14 protein-coding genes are annotated in these 18,760 nt (G+C 55.2%); 4 read left to right on the forward strand and 10 right to left on the reverse strand.

From position 1 onward, the window contains the following. Window positions 1-346 precede the first annotated feature (346 nt). Entirely contained in the window at window positions 347-2,188 is a 1,842-nt protein-coding gene (locus tag PH7735_RS18685) for an amidohydrolase (protein ID WP_082645321.1), read from the forward strand. A 167-nt stretch (window positions 2,189-2,355) separates the two neighbouring features. Here PH7735_RS18685 and gyrB read toward each other — a convergent pair whose 3' ends face one another. The 7 genes from gyrB to mutM form a co-directional block, all read right to left on the reverse strand. Further along, window positions 2,356-4,773 (reverse strand): DNA topoisomerase (ATP-hydrolyzing) subunit B, encoded by a 2,418-nt coding sequence (gene gyrB, locus PH7735_RS18690; RefSeq protein ID WP_058312947.1) that lies wholly within the window; start codon window positions 4,771-4,773, stop codon window positions 2,356-2,358. 233 nt (window positions 4,774-5,006) lie between these two features. Beyond that, window positions 5,007-6,113 carry a DNA replication/repair protein RecF gene (gene recF / locus PH7735_RS18695; protein ID WP_058312948.1) on the reverse strand — a complete coding sequence of 369 codons (1,107 nt, stop codon included), beginning with the start codon at window positions 6,111-6,113 and terminating at the stop codon, window positions 5,007-5,009. A gap of 64 nt (window positions 6,114-6,177) precedes the next feature. Next, window positions 6,178-7,296, reverse strand: a complete 1,119-nt coding sequence (gene dnaN, locus PH7735_RS18700) for a DNA polymerase III subunit beta (RefSeq protein WP_058312949.1) — start codon at window positions 7,294-7,296, stop codon at window positions 6,178-6,180. Window positions 7,297-7,517: 221 nt separating this feature from the next. Then, window positions 7,518-8,888: a chromosomal replication initiator protein DnaA gene (gene dnaA, locus PH7735_RS18705; protein WP_058313015.1), complete on the reverse strand. Its 1,371-nt coding sequence runs from the start codon at window positions 8,886-8,888 to the stop codon at window positions 7,518-7,520. A 512-nt stretch (window positions 8,889-9,400) separates the two neighbouring features. Next, on the reverse strand, window positions 9,401-9,664 hold the full coding sequence (gene rpsT / locus PH7735_RS18710) for a 30S ribosomal protein S20 (RefSeq protein ID WP_058312950.1): 264 nt from the start codon (window positions 9,662-9,664) through the stop codon (window positions 9,401-9,403). Window positions 9,665-9,912: 248 nt separating this feature from the next. Beyond that, window positions 9,913-10,689 carry an enoyl-CoA hydratase gene (locus PH7735_RS18715; protein WP_058312951.1) on the reverse strand — a complete coding sequence of 259 codons (777 nt, stop codon included), beginning with the start codon at window positions 10,687-10,689 and terminating at the stop codon, window positions 9,913-9,915. A gap of 63 nt (window positions 10,690-10,752) precedes the next feature. Then, on the reverse strand, window positions 10,753-11,604 hold the full coding sequence (gene mutM, locus PH7735_RS18720) for a bifunctional DNA-formamidopyrimidine glycosylase/DNA-(apurinic or apyrimidinic site) lyase (protein ID WP_058312952.1): 852 nt from the start codon (window positions 11,602-11,604) through the stop codon (window positions 10,753-10,755). Between the two features lie 254 nt (window positions 11,605-11,858). Between mutM and ubiE the strand changes: the two genes are divergently transcribed. Together ubiE and ubiB are read left to right on the forward strand one after the other, a co-directional pair. Next, a complete protein-coding gene (gene ubiE, locus PH7735_RS18725) occupies window positions 11,859-12,602 on the forward strand; it encodes a bifunctional demethylmenaquinone methyltransferase/2-methoxy-6-polyprenyl-1,4-benzoquinol methylase UbiE (protein WP_058312953.1) in 744 nt (247 codons plus the stop codon). Then, window positions 12,599-14,131, forward strand: coding sequence for a 2-polyprenylphenol 6-hydroxylase (gene ubiB, locus PH7735_RS18730; protein ID WP_058312954.1), 1,533 nt, complete (start codon window positions 12,599-12,601; stop codon window positions 14,129-14,131). The genes ubiE and ubiB overlap by 4 nt, the downstream gene beginning before the upstream one ends. A gap of 120 nt (window positions 14,132-14,251) precedes the next feature. Here the strand turns inward: ubiB and dapA are convergent, their stop codons facing one another. Continuing rightward, window positions 14,252-15,124 carry a 4-hydroxy-tetrahydrodipicolinate synthase gene (dapA, locus tag PH7735_RS18735; protein ID WP_058313016.1) on the reverse strand — a complete coding sequence of 291 codons (873 nt, stop codon included), beginning with the start codon at window positions 15,122-15,124 and terminating at the stop codon, window positions 14,252-14,254. Window positions 15,125-15,267: 143 nt separating this feature from the next. Between dapA and PH7735_RS18740 the strand changes: the two genes are divergently transcribed. Then, window positions 15,268-17,217, forward strand: a complete 1,950-nt coding sequence (locus tag PH7735_RS18740) for a lytic transglycosylase domain-containing protein (protein ID WP_058312955.1) — start codon at window positions 15,268-15,270, stop codon at window positions 17,215-17,217. Between the two features lie 3 nt (window positions 17,218-17,220). On the opposite strand, the gene PH7735_RS18745 is transcribed toward PH7735_RS18740, so the two are convergent. Both PH7735_RS18745 and mnmC2 read right to left on the reverse strand, forming a co-directional pair. After that, window positions 17,221-18,087, reverse strand: coding sequence for a DMT family transporter (locus PH7735_RS18745; RefSeq protein ID WP_058312956.1), 867 nt, complete (start codon window positions 18,085-18,087; stop codon window positions 17,221-17,223). Then, window positions 18,084-18,758, reverse strand: coding sequence for a tRNA (5-methylaminomethyl-2-thiouridine)(34)-methyltransferase MnmC2 (mnmC2, locus tag PH7735_RS18750; RefSeq protein WP_058312957.1), 675 nt, complete (start codon window positions 18,756-18,758; stop codon window positions 18,084-18,086). The genes PH7735_RS18745 and mnmC2 overlap by 4 nt, the downstream gene beginning before the upstream one ends. Window positions 18,759-18,760 lie beyond the last annotated feature (2 nt).

Genomic DNA, 18,760 nt, shown 5'->3' on the forward strand with positions numbered 1-18,760 from the left:
CGTTTTCTCGGCATCAACATTTTCAGGGGTGCCTAGATTCTTGCTGCTCCAAGTCTGCCTCGTGGTTTTTCACTCCTGAAGAGCGAAAGAACCTCTGCAAATATGGCGTTGTGAAAACAGGGACAGGATCGTTCTGCATGATTTCCGATGCTAGATTTCCGAGTGTTGAGTCCACTTTCCTCGCCTGATCTGACAGCAAGAAAGAGCGGAGACAGATTCGAAACGACGATTCTTTAAAACATATTGAAATCAATGTTTTGAAAGATTGCCCCTGAAAGAAACGTTTGCTTCACCCGCCTTGAGCACTAAGCTCAGGCATGTGTAAAAACGTTTCTGGAGACAGATCATGAAACGAACGTCCGGTTTCCTTGCAGCTTCTGTCGCCGTATGGGGATTGATGGCAAGCCATAATGCGGTCGCTCAAGAGATGGCTGACACAATCTATCTTGGCGGTCCGATACTCACCATCAACGATGCGGCGCCACGCGCAGAAGCCGTTGCGGTGAAAGATGGTCTTATCGTTGCGGCAGGATCGCTTGTTGATGTGATGGCTCTTCAGAAAGACGGCACCCAGATCTTTGATCTTGAAGGTCGTGCCATGTTGCCAGGGTTCGTAGACAGCCATGGGCATGCCATTATGGGCGGTTTGCAGGCGCTCTCTGCGAATCTTTTGTCGGCGCCGGACGGAGACGTCTCGGATATCGCCAGCTTGCAGGACACGCTTCGCACGTGGATGGCCGACAATGAAGAAACAGTGAAGACAGTGCAGCTGATCGTTGGTTTCGGGTATGACCAATCGCAACTTGCCGAGCTGCGCCACCCCACCCGCGATGAACTGGACGAAGTTTCGACGTCTATCCCGATTATCATCGTGCACCAGTCCGGGCATTTTGGTGTTGCCAATTCAAAAGCTCTGGAAGTGACGAACGTTGGGCCGGACACGCCTGATCCGGCGGGTGGAATCATTCGCAGGCAATCCGATGGCACGCCTAACGGAGTTCTGGAAGAGAACGCATTTTTCGCGGTGTTGACGCCATTGTTGGGCGGGCTTGGCGAAGAGGGGCTACGCGCCTTTGCTCTTGCTGGTCCTGAACTCTGGGCGCGCTTTGGATACACCACAGCGCAGGAAGGCCGTACCGCGCCGCCAATCGTGGAAGTTATGAAAAGCGTTGCAGCAGAAGGCGGTTTCAAGATCGATATTTCCGTCTACCCGGATATTCTGGTCGATCGCAATTATATCGCGGAAAATGTATCCGACGAATATCACAATCGGATGCGGGTGGCGGGCGCAAAGTTGACGATTGATGGCTCTCCACAAGGGTTCACGGCATGGCGCGACCGCCCCTATTACGACCCCATCGGGGAATACGCGCCGGGTTATTCGGGCTATGCGTCTGCGACGCGCCAACAGGTCATTGAATCGATCGACTGGGCCTTTGAAAACGACGTTCAGATTCTAACGCATTCGAATGGCGAGGCAGCATCTGACCTTTTGATCGCTTCCATAGAATCTGCGCAGGAAAATCACGGCGAGAAAGACCGCCGTCCCGTCCTGATCCACGGTCAGTTTTTGCGCGAAGATCAGGTGGATTCATTGCAGCGGCTCGAAATTTTCCCTTCGCTGTTCCCAATGCATACATTCTACTGGGGGGATTGGCACAGAGACCACACCGTCGGCCCTGTCCTTGCGGACAATATATCTCCCACAGGGTGGTTGAGGCAGCGGGGCATGGCCTTTGGCACGCACCACGATGCGCCTGTCGCCTTCCCGGACAGCATGCGCGTGCTGGATGCGACCGTGACGCGCCGAACAAGGTCAGGCGACATCCTTGGCCCATCTCAGCGCGTGGACGTGCTCACAGCGCTCAAGGCGATGACGATCTGGCCCGCGATGCAGCATTTCGAGGAAGATATGAAGGGAACGATCGAAGTGGGCAAGCTGGCTGATTTCGTGATTTTGTCAGATGACCCAACCGCGATTGATCCCGAAACACTGGATGCAATTCAGATTTTGGTCACGATCAAAGAAGACATCGTCGTGTTCGAAGCTGACAACAGCCTGTCCGAGAGTTCGCTCAAGAACCAGAACCGACAGGTGGGGTTTGCGTCAGGGGGCACGCCAGTGAACAGCCACTCGTTTCAGCACATTGCGGAATCAGCGTTCTTCAAGATGGCCCAAACAAAGTAACGGGCGGGCACGCATCTATCTGTTCATGAACAGTCAAAGCGGAAAAACCTGTTCCGTGTGTGTTGCGCAAAACGGCGATGCCAGAGCAGCGCAGGTTACCAATCTGATATTTATCTAGAGAGATACTCAAGCGGCCTTTGCCGCTTGAGTGGTTTGTAACGACATATTTAGAAGTCGAGGTTTTCCACGCTCAATGCGTTTTTCTGAATGAACTCGCGGCGTGGTTCGACGACGTCGCCCATCAGTTTCGTGAACAGGTCATCGGCTTCGACCATATCCTCGATTTTCACCTGCAAAAGCGTGCGCGCGTCGGGATCAAGCGTGGTTTCCCAGAGCTGATCGGGGTTCATTTCACCCAGACCTTTGTAGCGTTGGAGGGACAGTCCTTTTTCGCCCTCGGCCAGAACTGCTTTGAGCAGGTCCAGAGGTCCGTAAATCACCTGGCTGCGGTCCTTGCGGACCAAAGTGGCAGGCGTGCTATAGATCTCTTGCAGGCTCTCGGTGAAGCTTCCTGTTTTACGTGCTTCACCCGAACGCAGCATTGGCCCGTCCAGAGTGCGTGCCTCTTCGACACCCCGCAGGATACGGGCAAGACGGATGCCGTGGTCTTGGGTGATCCGGCCGGCCCAGCCACGCTCGTATTCAAGGGCAATGAGGTTCAGACGCGCTGCGACCTTGTCTGCGACGCCTTGCAGGTCCGCATCCACCGCGCCCGGAACAAATCCACCAGCAATCGCGGCTTGCTCGAGGATATGGCGCGGATAGTGCGTTGGGAACGCTTCCAGAACGCGTTTCATCTGTCGGGCTTCTGTAACTACGCGCAGCAAATCCTGGCCGCTCAGCTCTTCGCCACCGCCAAGCCGCAAAATGGCCCCGTCGATCCCTTGGTTCACAAGGTATTCATCCATCGCGGCCTGGTCTTTGAGGTATACCTCTGACTTGCCGCGCGCCACTTTGTAAAGTGGCGGCTGTGCGATGAACAGGTGACCTTTTTCAATCAATTCAGGCATCTGGCGATAGAAGAAGGTCAACAAAAGGGTACGGATGTGGGCGCCATCGACGTCAGCATCGGTCATGATGACGATCTTATGATAGCGCAGCTTTTCCAAGTTGAACTCGTCGCGACCGATGCCGGTGCCAAGCGCCATCACCAGATTGCCGATTTCCTGAGAAGACAGCATGCGGTCAAAACGTGCACGCTCGACGTTAAGGATTTTACCTTTCAAAGGCAAAATCGCTTGGGTCATTCGATCCCGCCCCGTCTGGGCAGAACCACCAGCCGAGTCACCCTCCACGAGGAAGACTTCGGTTTTAGACGGGTCTTTCTCGGAACAGTCTTTCAGCTTCCCTGCAAGGAAATTGACGTCCATCGCTGATTTGCGACGGGTCAATTCGCGTGCTTTGCGTGCGGCTTCCCTGGCGTGGGCGGCTTCGACGATTTTGGTGACAATGATCTTTGCAACGTTGGGGTTCTCTTCAAACCACTCGGTCAGTTTTTCGTTCATCAGGCCCTCTACGGCGGGGCGCACTTCTGACGAGACCAGCTTGTCTTTGGTCTGTGACGAAAACTTGGGATCCGGTACTTTGACCGACAAGACACAGGTCAAACCTTCACGGGCATCGTCACCGGTAAAGCTCACCTTTTCCTTTTTCGCGATTCCGCTTTCTTGGGCGTATTTCTGAATTGTGCGTGTCAGCGCGCCACGGAAACCGGCCATGTGCGTGCCGCCATCGCGCTGGGGAATGTTGTTGGTAAAGGGCAGGACAGTTTCGTGATAGCTGTCGTTCCACCACATGGCGACTTCGACGCCGATGTCGTCTTTTTCGCCTTTCACATAAATGGGTTCTTCCATCATGGGCGTTTTGTGGCGGTCCACGTACTTTACGAATTCCTTGACGCCGCCATCATAGAAGAGCTCGCTTCGCAGCGGTTCTGCGGGGCGTTCGTCTTCCAGAATAATGCGGACACCGGAGTTGAGAAAAGCCAGCTCGCGCAGTCGTTTTTCAAGCGTTTCGAAAACGTAGTCCAAGTTGGAGAACGTGCTCGTCGAGGCCAAAAACCGGACCTCGGTTCCAGACTCGCCTACTGTGTCTTGGACAACGCGCAAATGTTCAACGGTGTCGCCATGCTCGAATTTGGCAAAGTGTTCTTTGTCGTTGCGCCAAACGCGCAATTCCAGCCAATCAGACAGGGCGTTCACAACGGAAACACCAACGCCGTGCAGACCGCCCGAAACCTTGTAGGAGTTTGAGTCGAACTTACCGCCAGCGTGCAGCTGGGTCATGATCACTTCAGCCGCACTCACGCCTTCCTCGGCGTGCATGTCGACGGGAATACCACGACCATTGTCACGCACTGAGATCGAGCTGTCGGCATGGATTTTGACGCGAACAAAGTCCGCATGACCGGCAAGTGCCTCGTCAATTCCATTGTCGACGACTTCATAGACCATGTGGTGCAGGCCCGAACCGTCATCGGTGTCACCGATGTACATCCCCGGGCGCTTGCGGACAGCTTCCAAGCCTTTGAGAACCTTAATGGAATCCGCGCCATATTCAGGTGTGCTCTGCGTCTCTTCGGACATGTGGTTTTTTCCCTTATTCAGTCCGCCTAAAATATGGGTTTTGAACGGGAATGTCACGCAAATGACGCAAGAAAAAACAGGTTCTTGCGGCCTATTCCCAAACCACACTGTGGCTGGGTTGATCAGGTGCCCCAGTGCTGCGCCTTTTGCCTGCACAGTCTTTCGGTTTTGGGGTCTAAAAGGTGTTCTCGGCAAGTGTTTCCAGCGCGAAAACGCCGCGATCTGACGGCAGACTAACGCACACTTTCCACGAGCGAGATCCCGTTTTCCTCAGTCACTTCGAGATACTGGGCGCGGTCTTCCAGATCGGTAAACAACTCGGGGCCGGTCCCTGTCATCCATGCTTGGGCACCAAGGCCACAAATCTCGTTGTAGAGGGCCGCACGTCGCGTGGCATCAAGGTGCGCCGCAACTTCGTCCAGCAACAGGATAGGGGGCGCCCCTGTCAGCTGTGCCAGAGCGCGCCCGTTTGCAAGGATCAAAGAAATAAGCAACGCTTTCTGTTCACCCGTCGAGCAATCCTTTGCAGGCACGCCCTTGGCGGCGAAAACCGCGTCAAGATCACTGCGATGAGGTCCGACGAGGGTCCGACCAACCACAAGGTCCTTTTGCCGGCTGTCTCGCAAAGCGGTGCGCATATCCTCAACGGTTTCGGGAAACTCGGGCTCGGCATGCGTCAGCTTTAAAGTGGCGGTGGGAAAGGCCGTTTCGGCTGCGGCCTGCGCGGCTTCCAGATGCCCGAGGGTGCTGCACCGGTTTTGATGTATAACTTCGGCAGCTTCGGCCATTTGGCGTTCAAGCGCATCATACCAAGCGGCATCCCGAATTTGGTCTTTGAGCAACCTGTTGCGCTGTCTCATGACCTTCTCATAGGCCAGAGAGGCTTCTGCATGGTTGGGAAAGAAGGACAGCGCCATACGATCCAGAAAGCGCCTTCGCCCTTCGGCCCCCTCGATCCAAAGCCGGTCCATCGCGGGAATAAGCCACAGAACACGGGCGATTTGCGCCAGTGACGTCTGGGGGGCGGTCTTGCCATCCAGACGTAATTGCCGCGCGGCACCCTCTTCGGACCAAATTTCGACTTCGTGAAGCTTAGATTGAGCGGAAAGATGACCCGTCAGCTTCCACCCAAGCGCTTCTGGGCGGCGTGTCATGTCTTCTGCACTCGAACGGCGTAGGCCACGACCCGGCGAAAACAGCGAAACCGCCTCTAGGATATTGGTTTTGCCCGCACCATTCGGGCCAAAAATGGCAACAGGGCGCGCATCACATTCGATGGCGCCCTTTTTGTGTGACCTGAAGTGGGAGAGGGTCAAACGGGTCAACGCGAGGGTTGTCATGAGGTTCCCCGCAGTCGTTCGTTACACGAGACGGCCCGGAATTCGTGGTGAATTCCGGCGCGTGTCACACGCGCATCGGCATAACGACGTAGACGGCACTGGTGTCGTTACCTTCACGCATGAGCGTGGGGTCTCCGGCCGAGTTGAACATGAAGACAGCGTTCTCGCGATCAACCTGGCTGGCAATTTCCAGAAGGTATTTCGCGTTAAAGCCGATTTCCAGTCGCTCGTCACTATAGGCGACGGCAAGTTCTTCTTCCGCGGCGCCGCTGTCCGGAGCATTCACAGACAGGACAAGGCGATCTTCATCCAGCTGCAATTTGACGGCACGGGACCGTTCGGATGAAACGGTCGCAACGCGATCTACTGCTTGTGCGAATTCGCTGGCGTCAACTTCCAGTTTGCGGGTGTTGCCGACAGGGATAACACGTGTGTAGTCGGGGAATGTTCCGTCGATAACTTTCGATGTCAGCGTGATGTCGGGCGTTGCAAAGCGTACTTTGGTTTCCGAGACCGACACGGCAATCTGCATGTCGTCGTCATCCAGCAGCTTGCGCAGTTCTCCGACCGTTTTACGTGGGACAATCACGCCGGGCATATCTGTGGCGCCGTCTGGCAAATCCGCATCAATACGCGCGAGGCGGTGACCATCGGTTGCAACACAGCGCAGAACCTTGCCGTCTTCACCGTCAGAGGTGTGCATATATACACCGTTCAGGTAGTAACGTGTCTCTTCTGTCGAAATCGCAAATTTGGATTTGTCGAACAAACGACGCAGGATTGCGGCAGGCGCCGAAAAATTCGAGTGGTACTCGGACGAGGCCATGACCGGAAAATCTTCCTTGGGCAATGTCGCCAGCGAGAAGTTGGACCGGCCCGCATCGACGGTCAATCGCCCGGATGCGCCGTCATCGGTCAATGTCACCAAAGCACCATCAGGCAGCTTGCGTACGATTTCATGCAAGGTCGTGGCCGATACCGTCGTGGCTCCTGCGCGTTCGACCATTGCGGGGGCTTTGTCGACCACTTCAATGTCCAGATCGGTGGCGCGAAACTGGACCGTGTCACCTTCTGCTTCGATCAGCACATTGGCGAGGATCGGGATGGTGTTGCGGCGTTCGACAACCGATTGCGCCTGCGAAACTGCCTTGAGCAAGTTTCCGCGTTCAATGCTGATTTTCATTCCATCATCCTCCGTCTGCCGGGAGGAGAACACTATCCGTTTCCCCTTCTCGCGCAACCTTTTTTGCTTTTGTCGGCGTATTCTTAGGGGGCGTCAAGAAGGTTGCGCGGTTCTGGCGGCTATTTGGGCGAAGAAGTTGTGCTCTGGGGCACTCTGTCCCGAAAAACACGAAGGCCGTGCAGAAACTGCGCGGCCTTGTCTGATTCAATTCTGATTGATTTTCAGGCTTCGAGCGAGCGTCGCAGCAACTCGAGATCTTCGGCGATCTGTCCGTCCTGAACGCGCAACTCTTCAATCCGGCGGACACCGTGCATGACTGTTGTGTGATCGCGTCCACCAAAACGCCGGCCAATCTCGGGAAGGCTGCGGCTGGTGAGCTGCTTGCACAGATACATCGCGATCTGACGTGGGCGTGCCAGCGTCCGGACACGTTTGGGGCCGATCATATCGCTGAGGCGGATATTGTAATGCTCTGCGACGCGGCGCTGAATTTCTTCGACCGAGATTTTCCGCTCGGAAGCACGCAGAACATCCGACAAACAGTCCTGCGTCAGTTCCATCGTGATTTCGCGCCCGACAAGTGAGGCAAACGCAAACAGGCGGGTCAGGGCACCTTCGAGAACACGAACGTTGGTTGAAATACGGTGCGCCAGAAATTCGAGAACACCATCAGCCAGCTGCAGATCCGGATATTGGACACGGTACTGTTCGACTTTCGACTGAAGAATACCAAGGCGCAGTTCATAGTCGGTCGGGTGCAGGTCCACGACAAGACCGCACTGCAAACGAGACTTGATCCGGTCTTCCAGATCTTTGATTTCGCCGGGAGCGCGGTCAGCCGAAATAATGATCTGTTTGTTCTGATCGACCAGTGCGTTGAAGGTGTGAAAGAATTCTTCCTGCGTCGAGTCCTTGCCGGCAATGAACTGAACGTCATCAACCATAAGAACGTCAACCGACCGGAACATCTCTTTAAAGTCCATCATCTTGCGATCCCGCAAGGCTTGGACAAATCGGTACATGAACTGTTCGGCAGAAAGATACAGGACGTTGAGGTCTGGACGCCGCTTTTGCAGCTCCCAAGCGATCGCATGCATCAGGTGGGTTTTGCCGAGGCCAACACCACCATAAAGAAACAGCGGATTGAAAGTGACAGGACCACCTTCGGCGACGCGACGTGCAGCGGCATTGGCAAGTTCGTTGGGTTTGCCCACAACAAAGCTGTCAAAGGTAAAGCGGGCGTCCAAGGGCGCACCCGGCAAAGAGTCCCGAGCAGGCGCGGGTGCCGCGGCCTTCTTTGCCATTGATGGCGAGGACACTGCGGGGCGTGCCTTTGGTGCTGTGGCAGCGCTGGCCGGGACCTTGAAATGCACGCGCTGGATGCTTTCACCTGTGGTCGAAAGCTGATGTAGAATCAGATCGCCGAAATTCTGCGACACGTAGTTGCCAATGAAGTTGGTCGGGACATGAAACGTTGCGACGCCATCCTCGAGCTCTGCGAATTCAAGTGGCTCGATCCAGGTCTTGTAGTTGTTCTGCCCAACCGTATTTAGCAAGTTTCCTTGCAGTGCACCCCATTGTTCTTGTGTCATCTGTCCCCATTTCCGAGCTCTAAGCCGTTCGTCTGAAGGGCCATTCGGCCCCGTTTTTCTGCCTTCAGTGCGAATTGACACGGCCTGGCCCTTCTGGGGCGGCATTTCGGCAGCATGCAATGACCGGTTCCCTCCCCTGAATGAGTCCCCACTCAACAGGTCCTGACCATGCATGCGCAAAATGCACTTCCCCAGAAAACAGAGCAGCAGCACAATGAAAACCAGCATTGGTTTTCATTGCAGACCCAACAGCCATAAGAAATCGTTCGGCAAAATTGATTTGCCGGTTTCCCTTTTGATTGACCGTTGGTCAGGTCGCGTTTGCGTCTGTCCCCCCAAGGCGATGTGAATCGCAAGATCGAAATTAGCAATTCGAGAGGGGGGCGGGCAACTGATCTTCGAACTTGACTCAGAGATTCCAGAAAAAGAATCTCTGTGGATAAAATTGGATACAGAAAGCAAAAAAGACGCCACCGGAAGTGACGTCTTTTTCATCAATGACTTGGCTAGATTTAGCTAAGTGCTTTAACCCGCGAAGACAGGCGCGACATTTTACGCGACGCTGTGTTCTTGTGGTAAACGCCTTTGGTCACACCGCGCATCAGTTCTGGCTGAGCAGCGCGCAGAGCAGCAGTTGCGGCTTCTTTGTCACCAGAATCGATAGCCTCTTCAACTTTACGCAGGTGAGTACGGATGCGCGAACGGCGGGCTTTGTTTACTGCAAAACGACGTTCGTTCTGACGGGCGCGTTTTTTTGCCTGGGGCGAATTTGCCATGAATCAGGTCCTTTTAAAGTTTGTTCAGTTAAACACGTGCCACTGCCCAAACGGGACGTTCTTTCCATTGGGAAAGAATCGATTCAAGCCAGAGCGGGCTGCACGCGCATGTATGACGGCGCTTACTATAGATTTTTGCGGCAGATGCAAACACTAATCTATCGGCCAATAAAACCTGGGCTTTCAGGGTGTGAACGTAAAAGGGCCACGCGATGACGCGTGGCCCTGAAATTCAGTTTGAACCCGCTTTACTTGTCGCGAAACTGGGCTTGGCGTTTTTCGATGAAAGCTGCCATGCCTTCTTTCTGGTCTTCGGTCGCAAACAGCGAATGGAAAAGGCGTTGCTCGAAAAGCAGCCCTTCTTCCAGAGTGGTTTCAAAGCTGCGGTTAACCGCTTCTTTTGCTGTGCGTGCCGTGATCAGCGATTTCTCTGCGATCTTTTGTGCAGCGCCCATTGCTTCGTCCATCAACTTTTTGTTGGGGACAACACGGCTCACAAGACCAGAGCGTTCTGCTTCGGCCGAATCCATAAAGCGTCCTGTCAGGTTCATATCCATGGATTTGGATTTGCCCACGAACCGTGTCAGGCGCTGGCTGCCGCCAATACCCGCGATGACGCCCAGATTGATTTCGGGCTGCCCGAACTTGGCCGACTCAGATGCGATGATAAAGTCGCAGGCCATGGCCAGTTCACAGCCGCCGCCCAGAGCGTACCCGGAAACCGCGGCAATGATCGGTTTGCGAATGGCACCAATGCGAGCATTCACTTCGCCAAACAGATTGATGTTGGACACGTCCACAAAGCTCATTTCGGACATTTCTTTGATGTCCGCGCCCGCGGCAAAGGCTTTGTCCGATCCGGTCAAAACAATGCAACGTACCTTGTCGTTGGCATCAGCGCTTTCCAAAGCTTCAAGCAGTTCGCTGATCAATTGGCTGTTCAGCGCATTCAGTGCATCAGGGCGGTTTAGTTTGATGAGGCCAATATGGTCCTCGATCTCGACGATGATCGTCTCAAAAGCCATGAGTGGTGCTTTCCTTGTTGTCGGTCGGAGATGATTCCTATCACTGTGTCCGAACGGATCAAGCTATCTTTGGCATTGCGGACAATAGAATGATGAGCGTCCCGCTTGCGTGATTCGCCTGATTACGCCGTCACAGTCGGTGGTGTGGCAGGGGGCATCCTCGCGTCCGTATACATCAAAGCTGTGCTGGAAATATCCAAGTTCACCATCGGCTTGGCGAAAATCTCGCAGGCTTGATCCACCTGCTTCAATCGCGTCCTGAAGCACCTTGCGAATGATTGGCACCAGCGCGGCAACTTTGGCTTTGCTCACATTTCCAGCTTTGCGCCGCGGAGAAATATGTGCACGAAATAGCGCCTCGCAGACGTAAATATTCCCTAAACCGGCAATAATTCTCTGGTCCAGAAGGGCCGATTTGATGGGGGTGTTGCGGCCTTGAAGCTTTTCGAGCAGGTAAGATTCGTCAAAAGTGTTGCCCAGCGGCTCGGGTCCGAGCTTGGCCAAAAGCGGATGCAGGTCGATCTGGTCCGTTGGCAAAAGGTCCATCGCGCCGAACCGACGCGGATCGTTAAAGGTAATGCGTGCGCCATTATCCATATCAAAGATGACATGGTCATGTTTTGCGGTTTTGGGGTGTTCGTGCACAAAAAGCCCCAGTGGATCGCCCGATACGGTCATGCGCCCCGACATTCCCAAATGCACCAAAAGGGTTTCACCGTTATCGAGATCGCCCAGAATGTACTTGGACCGGCGGCGCAGCCGCTCAACCCGCCGACCAGTCAGCCGTTCTGCAAACCTCTCTGGGAACGGCCAGCGCAGATCCGGGCGGTTTACGGTGGCACATGCGATTACATGTCCTTCCATGGACGGGGCAAGACCGGTGCGGACTGTTTCAACCTCGGGAAGTTCGGGCATGGCTGGCTACATTTTATCTGGGATAAGGTGCGCGTCTTCTAACGTACTTTGTCCTGAAACGGAAACCTGCCAGTGTTCACGAATGACATGAGCCGTTTTTGACTGGCTTTTGATCAAGCAGTTTAGGCTGCTCTCTAATCGTCGCGCCCCTTGGCTTTGCGTCGCTCATTGATCGCTCCGCGTCAAAAGGTGGTTTGTGTCCGACCTACAGTTTGTATATCCCGAACACTTGAAAGACACGGCGAGGTGTGCACATGGCGGATAAGACAACCCATTTTGGTTTCACGGATATTCCAGAGTCTGAGAAGGCGGGCCGCGTACAGGGCGTTTTCAACTCGGTTGCATCCAAATATGACGTAATGAACGATGTGATGAGCATGGGAATCCACCGCATCTGGAAAGATGCGATGATGGATTGGCTTGCGCCGCGCCCGGGTCAAAGGCTTTTGGATGTCGCAGGGGGGACCGGCGATATTTCCTTCCGGTTTCTGAAACGGGCCGGATACGGACATGCCACCGTTTGTGATCTGACAGAGCCGATGCTTGTCGAGGGTCGCAAACGCGCCGAGGCAGAGGCCATGGTTGACAGCCTGAACTGGGTTGTCGGAGATGCGATGGCGCTGCCTTTCGAAGACAATACATTCGACGTCTACACGATTTCCTTTGGCATTCGAAACGTCACACGCCCTCAAGAGGCACTGAATGAAGCGTTCCGCGTTCTCAAACCCGGCGGGCGTTTGATGGTTCTTGAGTTCAGCCAGATCCCGAACGAGATGATGCAAAAAGCCTATGACTTGTACTCGTTCAATGTCATCCCGCGCATGGGGCAAATGATTGCGAATGATCGCGACAGCTATCAGTACCTTGTCGAATCGATCCGCAATTTCCCGGATCAGGACACATTTCTGGACATGGTGAAAACCGCGGGTTTCGAAAATGCGAAGTACCGTAACCTGTCTCTGGGGATCGCCGCGCTGCATTCGGGGTGGAAAATTTGAGAGGACCGCACAATATCTGGCGACTGATCCGGACAGGCGCCACACTTGAGCGCACCGGCGCGATGCAGGTCGTTCTGGATCAGATGGAAGCCCCCAAAACGGTTCGCGTCGTTGCGCGCACCTTGGTCTGGCCCTTCCGGTGGTTGGGGATCAAGGGTGATCCCAACATGCCCCCGCTGACGCGGGCGCTCACGGCGTTGGGTCCGGCCTATATCAAGTTTGGTCAGGTGCTTTCGACTCGTCCTGATGTGGTGGGCAGTGATCTGGCGACACAGCTTCGCGTCCTTCAGGACAAGCTGCCGCCTTTTGATCTGGCAACGGCAAAGCAAGCCGTTGAAGATGAGCTGGAACATCCATTGGATGAGATGTTCTCTGAGTTTTCGGAGCCCGTCGCTGCAGCTTCCATCGCGCAAGTGCACAAGGCGCGTTTGGCCGAAACCGGAGAACAGGTTGCCGTCAAAGTCTTGCGTCCCGGAATTGAAAAAGCCTTTCGCAAGGACATCGACGCGTTTTACTTCGCGGCAGATACAATCGAACTGCTGTCTCCGGCGTCGCGGCGACTGCGTCCCCGTGATGTGATCGAACACTTTGATGGTGTCGTCACCGGTGAACTCGATCTCAGACTGGAATCTGCGTCGGCCAGCGAGTTTTCCGCAAACACGGCGCAGGACGAAGGGTTTCAGGTTCCCGCGATCAAATGGGAATATTCAGCCCGCCGCGTTATGACGCTGGACTGGGCCGAGGGTGATCCGTTGGGGGACAATGATGCATTAGACGCGGCGGGCCATAACCGTCACGCGCTGGGCAGTCGTATCCTGTCGCTGTTTTTGAACCATGCTTTGCGCGATGGGTATTTTCACGGCGATATGCATCAAGGCAATCTTAAGGTGGCCGCCAACGGCGACATCATTGCCTATGATTTCGGGATCATGGGGCATATCGACGAATACACACGCCGCGTTTACGCCGAGATTCTGTTTGGCTTTATTCAGCGTGATTACCAGCGTGTTGCCGAAGTGCATTTCGAAGCCGGATATGTGCCGGCCAATCAGGACGTCGACGAATTTGCGCGGGCTTTGCGGGCCGTGGGCGAACCCATCTTTGGCATGGACGCCACGCGCATTTCGATGGGGCGCTTGCTGTCCTATCTCTTTGAGGTGACCGAGCGTTTCGGCATGGAAACACGTACCGAGCTGATCCTGTTGCAACGCACGATGGTTGTTGTGGAAGGTGTGTCACGGTCGCTGGACCCAGAGGTTAATATCTGGGACGTCGCAAAACCTGTTGTCGAAGGATACATCAAAGACAGCATCGGACCTCGGGCCTTGGGGCGGGATCTGATGAAAACGGCACGGGTCATGGCACGGTTCGGGCCACGTTTGCCCGCCCTCGTCGAAGGGGCGCTTATCCGGCAGGCGACACCACAGGAAGAGCCACCAAAAAATCCGTGGAAGCTTGCTGTAATCTGCGGGGGGCTGGGGCTTGTTTCCGGCGCAGCGCTTGTCGCGGCTTACGTGTCACTGACCTGAACACGTGAGGGGGCGCCGCCACGCGGAATGGCGGCTCTCTCAAATCCATCCAGATCACGATAAGACAAGAAAAAACCCCGGTTGAGGCCGGGGTTTGAACGTCACAATCGTTTGTGAATTTTAGAGAAGACCCGCATGCGCCATCGCGGCGTCGATCTGCGATTTTGTTTCATCGCTAAGACCCGTCAATGGCAGGCGGACGTCTTCATTACACAGACCCAGTTTGGACATGCCGTATTTCGCACCAACCAGACCCGGCTCTGCAAAGATGGCCATGTGCAGGGGCATCAGACGATCCAGATAGTCCAGCGCTTTGTTGTAGTCGCCGGCCAGTGTTGCGGCCTGAAACTCTGCACAGAGTTTCGGGGCGACATTGGCAGTCACCGAAATGCATCCCACACCACCGTGCGCGTTGAACCCAAGGGCCGTTGCGTCTTCGCCCGAAAGCTGAATGAAGTCGGTGCCACAGGTCAGGCGTTGTTGGGGCACACGGCTTAGGTCGCCAGTGGCATCTTTGACGCCCGCAATGCGCGGCAGCTTGGCCAGCTCGCCCATTGTTTCCGGTGTCATGTCCACGATCGAACGACCGGGAATGTTGTAGATGATGACCGGCAGGTTACAGCAGTCGTGTACAGCCGTGAAATGCGCAATCAGCCCGCGTTGGGTTGGTTTGTTGTAATATGGCGTCACGACCAGAATGGCATCTGCCCCCGCTTTTTCAGCAGCTTGCGCCAGACGGATCGATTCAAGGGTGTTGTTCGATCCTGCGCCAGCGATAACCGGAACGCGGCCCGCAGCGGTGCGCACAACCGTGTCGACCACGGCGTCATGCTCTTCGTGGGTTAGCGTCGGGCTTTCGCCGGTTGTGCCCACAGGGACAAAGCCGTTTGAACCTTCACCGATATGCCATTCGACCAATTTCTTAAGCGTTTCCAAATCCAGCTCGCCGTTCGTAAACGGCGTGACGAGTGCGGGCAGAGACCCTTTAAACATGACACGCTCCTTTTTTGCGTAGCTGGGCGAAACGCCCATATTTTTCGAAAACCCGACCTGCTCTTGTCACCTTTGTGAATTGTAGGCAGGCTTGGACACACTTATGGTTGGGTTCTATCCTTCGTCACATTGGAAATTGCAAGATGTTCCGCGTTTGGCTGGCCGTTCTTTTGGCATTTATATCGATTTCAACCTCTGTGGCGCAGGCGACTCCGGTCTCTGATGCGATGGGGGATGTCCGCTCAAAGGATTGGGCTGGTGCGGCGCGTGAAGTAAAAGGCGAAAGCCAGGTTGCGCAGGATATTGTCGAGTGGCACCGGCTGCGCGCCGGGGAAGGGTCGCCCGCCGAGGTTCTGTCATTTCTCAAAAGGCGTCCGGATTGGCCGGGGTTGGCCTATCTGAGAAAGCAGTCCGAACCTGCTTTTGTAGATGCGACACGCAAACAGATTGCCGAATTTTATCTCTATGGGAATGCCCAAACCGCTCAGGGTGTGTTGACCCAAGCCAGAGAGTTGGAACGCCAAGGCAAAAAAAGTGATGCGCAGGGCCTTGTTGTTCGGGCATGGCGCGAAATGGAGGTTGGCCCAAAGTCGCATCAGCAGTTCCTGGAGCGGTACGGCAAACTTCTCAAAAAACACCACGTTGCGCGTATGGATATGGTGCTTTGGAAAAACTGGAAAACCAATACCAGCCGCATGAAACCTCTGGTCAATGATGGCTGGCAAAAGCTTGCAGATGCGCGTTTGGGACTGCGAGCGCAGGCCAAGAACGTTGACGTTCTGATCGAGGCCGTACCCCAAAGCCTCTCAAACGATCCCGGCATGGCCTACGAACGTTTCGTTTGGCGCGCCCGTAAGGGGCGTGATGCATCTGCCATTGAATTGCTTCTCGAACGCAGCCGTGCCGACACATTGGGGCAGGCCAAAGACTGGTCGCGGCGCCGTCGTGATCTCGCTCGCAAACAGATGCGCGCAGGAAATTACAAGACGGCCTATGCCATCGCCTCGACCCACCGTCTGTCACCCGAGGACGGATATGCCTATGCGGACAATGAATGGATTTCGGGATATGTTGCGCTGCGGTTTTTGAACAAACCGGGGGTTGCGGTCAAACACTTTAAAAGGTTCGAAACAAGCGTCGCCACACCGATTTCATTAGGCCGGGCAGGTTACTGGATTGGCCGCTCTTACGAGGCGATGGCAGACAGCGCCAAGGCAAAAGAGGCGTATCGTATGGGGGGTGCTTACCAGACAAGCTTTTATGGTTTGTTGTCCGCCGAAAAGGCCAAGATGGAGTTAAGCCCCGCCCTTCAGGGCAATGAAGCATTCCCAAGCTGGCGCAAGGCCCCGTTTGTTTCGTCATCCGTCCACCACGCGGCGTTGCTTTTGTTGCAGGCTGGCGAGCTTTCGTTGGCGGAACGCTTCTGGGTGCATTTGTCTGAAACGCAAGATCGCACCGCGCTGGGGCAAATGGGCACCATGGTGCAAGATCTGGGTGCGCCGCACATTGCCGTCATGCTTGGCAAGAAAATGGTTCGCAACGGAGTGGTTTTGCCGGGTCCCTATTATCCATTGCACCCCATGGTGAATGGCAAACTGGCGGTGTCTACGGAAATGGCCCTCGCGATTGCGCGTCGGGAAAGCGAATTTGACCCAGTGGTCGTGAGCCATGCAGGGGCCAGAGGCCTGATGCAAGTCATGCCCGGTACCGCAAAGCTGGTCGCGAACCGGCTTGATTTGCCCTATTCGGAATCCTGGCTTACCGCGCGACCGGACTACAATATCACGCTTGGTGCCGAGTATCTGGCAGGGCTGGCCGAACAGTTTGATGGAAACGTCATCATGGTGTCGGCGGGCTATAACGCGGGCCCGCGCCGGCCTGAACGCTGGATGAAGGAACGCGGAGATCCACGGCGTCGCGGGGGCATGGATATTGTCGACTGGATCGAACATATCCCGTTTAATGAAACCCGTAATTACGTCATGCGGGTCTCGGAAAGCCTGCCCATCTATCGTGCGCGTTTGGGGCGCGACCCTCTTCCGGTGCCATTCAGCAAGGAATTGGTGGGATCGACCATCAAAGTTACCCGATAGCCCTCAGCGGGCGGCGCGTTCCCGCCACAAGGTAAACAGACCCGCGCCCACAACAATGGCCGACCCGATCGCGACATTGACGCGAAGGGTTTCTCCAAACGCAAGCATGCCCAGTGTCGCCGCAAAAGGAAGCTGCAAATAGGCAAAGGGCTGCACGGCGCTGGCCTCGGCATGGTCATAGGTTTTGATCAGCAACCAATGCCCCAGAATACCCGTGCAACATAGGGTCAGCATCCAAAGCCAATCGGTTCCGACAATGGGTTCCCAATAAAAGACCCCGATTGCCGTCATCACGATCATGCCCACCGTACCGGTGTAAAAAAAGCTGACCGCAGATCCATCTGCGCGCGCCACATAACGCGTCAAAAGACCATAAACCGCGAACATGAGCGCCCCGACCAAAGGCACGATTGCAGCAGGGGAAAACACGCCGTGGCCGGGTTCAAGGATAATCAGAACGCCAATCATGCCAACGCCGATTGCCGCCCAGCGCCTCCAACCAACTTTTTCGCCCAGAATGGGACCGGACAGCGCGGCAATGATCAATGGGTAACAAATAAAGATGGCGTGCGTTTCGGTGAGCCCCAAAAGGGTAAAGGCCACTACGGTCACAACAATCTCGAGCGCCAGAAGCGCCCCTCGAATGCATTGCAGCACTGTGTGTTGCGAGCGCATAACCCTGCGCAGACCGCCGGTCTGGCGCGCGGACAAAGCAATGACAAACGCCGCAAAGAACCAGTAGCGGATCATCACGACAAGAAAGACATTGTATTCATCCGCCAGATATCGGGATATCCCGTCCTGCATGGCAAAGACAAAGGTCGTGCAGCACATCAAAATGATGCCAAAGCGCGTGTTTTGTTCGGTCACGGCGCTTTCCTCGCAATCGTCATGTGACGTTTACGGCCAAAGCCCGCAATGCGTTCGACCTCAAAGCCTGCATCTTGCAAATTCTGACGCACAAATCCGGCGGCGGTATAAGTGGCCGCAGTGCCGTTTGGGGCCGTATGAAGCCCAACCTGTCGCAGCAGGTCTGCATCCCACAGTTCGGGATTCTTTGCGGGGGAAAACCCGTCCAAAAACCAGGCATCCGCAGCAAACTCTTGTTGTGCGAGGGTCTCGCGGGCATCGCCAACAACAACGCGCGCCTCGATGCCTTTTAATGTCGATAAAGATGTGTCTTTCGCCCAAGCCTCGACCAGTCTTTCGGCATAGGGTTTCAGAACCGGAAACGACTCGAGCGCCCGTGACATGTCTTCTGCGCTCATGGGGAAGCCTTCAAAGCTTGTAAAACGCAGGGGCGATGCCATTCCCGCCGCGTCCCACGCGGCCCAGGTCGTCAACAAATTTAGCCCCGTCCCAAACCCGAGTTCGGCAATATGAAACCCTGCACCAAACCGGTTGGGCAGGTCATTTCCATCAAGAAACACATAAGTGGTCTCGGCCAGCCCGTTTTCCAAACTGAAATACGGGTCGTCGAAACGTGTCGAGACGGGCACAGCGCCGTCGCGCCATTCCAGATTTGCTTGCTGGTCGCTCATGT

The organism is Shimia thalassica, assembly GCF_001458215.1.
GTDB classification, from domain to species: Bacteria; Pseudomonadota; Alphaproteobacteria; order Rhodobacterales; family Rhodobacteraceae; genus Shimia; species Shimia thalassica.